This window comes from Aeromicrobium sp. (assembly GCF_047607065.1).
Taxonomy (GTDB): domain Bacteria; phylum Actinomycetota; class Actinomycetes; order Propionibacteriales; family Nocardioidaceae; genus Aeromicrobium.
Genome location: NZ_JASGDU010000036.1, coordinates 1 through 3,934 on the forward strand (window position 1 = coordinate 1; position 3,934 = coordinate 3,934).

At 69.7% G+C, this 3,934-nt stretch carries 4 protein-coding genes; 3 read left to right on the plus strand and 1 reads right to left on the minus strand.

Annotation, left to right across the window (positions count from 1 at the left end):
• Positions 1-148: 148 nt before the first annotated feature.
• The gene (locus QM597_RS05185; RefSeq protein ID WP_415003806.1) at positions 149-976 is read right to left on the minus strand and encodes a DUF3097 domain-containing protein; all 828 of its coding nucleotides are present in this window, start codon (positions 974-976) and stop codon (positions 149-151) included.
• Positions 977-1,086: 110 nt separating this feature from the next.
• Here QM597_RS05185 and hrcA point away from each other — a divergent pair, with 110 nt between their 5' ends.
• The 3 genes from hrcA (at position 1,087) to QM597_RS05200 (ending at position 3,840) form a co-directional block, all read left to right on the plus strand.
• Positions 1,087-2,103, plus strand: coding sequence for a heat-inducible transcriptional repressor HrcA (hrcA, locus tag QM597_RS05190; protein ID WP_415003807.1), 1,017 nt, complete (start codon positions 1,087-1,089; stop codon positions 2,101-2,103).
• Between the two features lie 33 nt (positions 2,104-2,136).
• Positions 2,137-3,285: a molecular chaperone DnaJ gene (gene dnaJ, locus QM597_RS05195; protein WP_415003808.1), complete on the plus strand. Its 1,149-nt coding sequence runs from the start codon at positions 2,137-2,139 to the stop codon at positions 3,283-3,285.
• 213 nt (positions 3,286-3,498) lie between these two features.
• Entirely contained in the window at positions 3,499-3,840 is a 342-nt protein-coding gene (locus tag QM597_RS05200; RefSeq protein ID WP_415003809.1) for a histidine triad nucleotide-binding protein, read from the plus strand.
• Positions 3,841-3,934: the final 94 nt, after the last annotated feature.

Below are 3,934 nucleotides of genomic sequence, written 5' to 3' on the forward strand. Positions count from 1 at the left end.
CATCACACGCCGCCGCGCCCAAGGCAAAACCGACCGCGACATCCGCCGATGCCTCCGCCGCTACATCGCCCGAGAAATCTGGCGAACCCTCAACCAAACCCCCACTTGACAAACATAGAAGCGTCGGATTCCTCCTATCAGCGGATCGTCAGGCCGTGACGAAGTCGATCAGCTCTTCGACGCGGCCGAGGAAGGACGGCTCGAGGTCGGTCCACGACTCGACGCGACCGAGGATGTGCCGCCAGGCGCGGGCGATGTCGGCCTGGTCGGCGTGCGGCCAGCCGAAGGCCTCGCACATGCCGCGCTTCCAGTCCGTGCCGCGCGGGATCACCGGCCAGGCCTCCCGGCCGAGCCGCTGCGGCTTGACCGCCTGCCAGACGTCGACATAGGGATGCCCGACGACCAGCACGTGCGGCTCGCCGGCGACGCTCCGGGCGATGCGCGACTCCTTCGACCCCGTTACCAGGTGGTCCACGAGCACTCCGAGCCTGCGACCCGGCCCCGGCGCGAATGCTGCGACCTCCCCGGCGAGATCGTCGACGCCACCCAGGAACTCCACGGCGACCCCGACGTGGCGCAGATCGTCGCCCCACACCTTCTCGACCAGTTCGGCGTCGTGACGTCCCTCGACCCAGATGCGGCTCGGCAACGCCACCTTGGCCCGCTCGCGGGGACCGGCCACCGACCCCGAAGCCGTCCGGCGCGGCCCGGCCGGCGTCACGACCGGCGGCCGCAAGGTCACCGGCAGGCCGTCGACCCAGTAGCCCGGACCGAGCGGGAAACTACGCTGGACCCGCCGGCGATCCTCCAGCACGACCATGCCCATGCGTGCGTCGATCCGCACGATCTCGCCGCAGAAACCACTCGTGACGTCCTCGACCACCAGGCCCAACTCGGCCGGCAGATCGCGCGAACGCCCCTTCGGCGGGCGCTGCCAGTCCCCGGCCAGCACGTCGCGGCCATACCGGTCAGTCATGGGCGTCCCGGTCCTGCTGATCTGCCTCATCGCCACTCCTCCCTCACGATAGACTGGCAAACGGGCACCGAGAGTGCCAGTGACGCGCCGATCCGAGGAGAGGGGTTCTCATGCCTGACGAACGCCGCCTCGATGTCTTGCGGGCCATCGTCGAAGACTACGTGGCGACCCAGGAGCCGGTCGGTTCGCGCGCCCTCGTCGAGCGCCACCACCTCGGCGTCTCCCCGGCGACGATCCGCAACGACATGGCGGCCCTGGAGGACGAGGGCTATCTCACCCAGCCGCACACGTCTGCGGGGCGCATCCCCACGGACAAGGGCTACCGCATGTTCGTCGACCGGCTGGCGACGGTCAAGGCGCTGTCGGCGGCCGAACGCCGAGCCATCGAGCGCTTCCTGTCCGAATCGGTCGACGTCGACGACATCGTGCAGCGCAGCGTCCGCGTGCTCGCCCAGTTGACCAGCCAGGTCGCGGTCGTGCAGTACCCGAGCCTGACCCGCTCGACGGTGCGCCACGTCGAACTGGTCCCGCTCGACGGGAACCGGGTGCTCATCGTCGTCATCACCAGTTCGGGCCGGGTCGAGCAGCGCACCGTGGAGGTGCCCGGCTTGTCGGATCAGCTGCTCGCCGACCTGCGTTCCCGGCTGTTCCCTGCGGTGATCGGGCAGCGGCTCTCCGAAGCCGCCGTCACGGTCGCCGATCTCGTTCAGACCTTCGCCCCGGCCGATCAGCCGGCGGTGACCGCCGTCGTCGCCACCGTGGCCCAGACGTTCTCCGACGAGCGCTCCGACGCCCGTATCGCCGTGGGCGGCACCTCGAACCTCGTTCGGTTCGGTGCTGACTTCGATACGGCGATCCGCCCGGTGTTGGAGGCACTCGAAGAGCAGGTGGTCCTCCTCAAACTTCTCGGCGAAGCCTCCTCGGGCGTCGGGCTGACCGTGCGCATCGGCGGCGAGACCGGCTTCGACACCCTGGCCGGGACTGCCGTCGTCGCCTCGGCCTATGGCGGCGAAGAGGCCCGCGCGACCCTGGGCACCGTCGGCCCGACGCGCATGGACTACCCCGGCACGATGGCCGCGGTGGCCGCCGTGGCCCGGTACGTCGGCCGCATCCTCGACGACGCCTGACCCCATCCGCGACTCATCGGCAAGAAGGACCACATGGCTTCGGACTATTACACGTTGCTCGGCGTCGACCGCTCGGCCAGCCCGGAGGAGATCAAGAAGGCCTACCGGCGTCTGGCCCGGCAGCTGCATCCCGACGTCAACGACGCCCCCGACGCGGCCGACCGGTTCAAGGAGGTCACGCAGGCCTACGAGGTGCTGTCGGACCCGAAGAAGCGCCAGATCTTCGACCGCGGCGGCGATCCGACGAGTCAGGGTCGCGGTGGAGGAGGGTTCGGCCAGGGCTTCAGCTTCGACGACATCATGGACGCTTTCTTCGGGCAGAGCAGCCCGCGCGGTCCGCGCTCGCGGGTGCAGCGCGGCCAGGACGCGCTGCTGCGCCTGGACGTGGAGCTGGCCGAGGCGGTCTACGGCGCGACGCACGAGCTGAAGGTCGACACTGCGGTGGTCTGCGAGGTCTGTGACGGCAGTGGCGCGCAGGAGGGGTCCGGCCCGGCGACCTGCGGCACCTGCCGGGGCCAGGGCGCGATCCAGCATGTGCAGCGCTCGCTGCTCGGCGACATCCGCACCGCGCGGGCCTGCCCGACCTGCCACGGTTACGGCACGGTCATCCCCGATCCCTGCCGCGCCTGCGACGGCGACGGTCGGGTCCGGTCGCGGCGCAGTCTGACGTTGACGATCCCGGCCGGCGTCGACCACGGCACCCGCATCCAGCTGGCCGGTGAGGGTGAGATCGGCCCCGGCGGTGGGCCGGCCGGCGACCTGTACGTCGAGATCCGCGTCCAGCGGCATCCGGTGTACGCGCGCTCGGGCGATCACCTGGAGTGCGAGGTCACGATCGCGATGACAGCCGCCGCGCTCGGCACGAGCCTCGACCTGCCGGCGTTGCGCGCCGACCTGGAGGAGAACGAGTCCGGGCCGGACACCATCACTGTCGATGTCGAGGCGGGGGTGCAATCGGGCCAGGTGGTCGTGGTGCGCGGCGAGGGTGTGCCGAGGCTGCGCGGGGCGGGTGCCGGCGACCTGCGGGTGCGGGTGCTCGTGGAGACGCCGACCCACCTCGACGACGAGCAGCGCGAGCTGTTGCACCGGTTGGCGGTTCTGCGTGACGAGCAGCGGCCCGAGGCGCGTCTCGGTGCGACGCACCGCAGCGTCTTCGGCCGGATCAAAGACGCCTTCCGCTGAGACCTCCAGGCTTCCTCGCTGGATCGGTCGTGCGGTACAACGGACCCATGAGTGAGCGCCAGCGAGTGAACGTGAATGACAACCGCATGCCGATGCTGCCTATGGCGTGGTTTTCGCAGGCGGCATCGGTATGAGCGAGCGCCAGCGAGTGAACGTGAAGGATCACCTCATGCCGATGCTGCCTATGGTGTGGTTTTCGCAGGCGGCATCGGTATGAGCGCTGACTGCCTGTTCTGCTCGATCCTGGCCGGGGAGATCCCCGCCGACATCGTGGGAGAGACCGAGCACACGATCGCCTTCCGTGACATCGCCCCGCAGGCACCGATGCATGTGTTGGTCATTCCCCGGCGGCACGTGCCGGATGTCGCCAGCCTGGCCGAGGCCGATCCCGAGGCGACGGTCGACCTGATCCGGCACACCAGGAAGATTGCCGACGAGCACGGCACCGGGTCCTACCGCCTGGTGTTCAACACCGGTGCGGACGCCTTCCAGACGGTGTTCCACTGCCACGGGCACGTGCTCTCGGGCCGCTCGCTCACCTGGCCCCCCGGCTAGATGATTGATGCGGGGTCGGGGTCTGGTCTGTGGTTTTAGTGGTCGTAGGGGGTCAGGGAGCGTAGGACGGGTGCTCCGATGCGGTCGTTGTGCC

Excerpts from the sequence above, each read along its gene's own strand:
- dnaJ (WP_415003808.1), top strand. The coding sequence starts at position 2,137 with ATGGCTTCGGACTATTACACGTTGCTCGGCGTCGACCGCTCGGCCAGC.
- hrcA (WP_415003807.1), top strand. The coding sequence starts at position 1,087 with ATGCCTGACGAACGCCGCCTCGATGTCTTGCGGGCCATCGTCGAAGAC.
- QM597_RS05185 (WP_415003806.1), bottom strand. The coding sequence starts at position 976 with ATGACTGACCGGTATGGCCGCGACGTGCTGGCCGGGGACTGGCAGCGC.
- QM597_RS05200 (WP_415003809.1), top strand. The coding sequence starts at position 3,499 with ATGAGCGCTGACTGCCTGTTCTGCTCGATCCTGGCCGGGGAGATCCCC.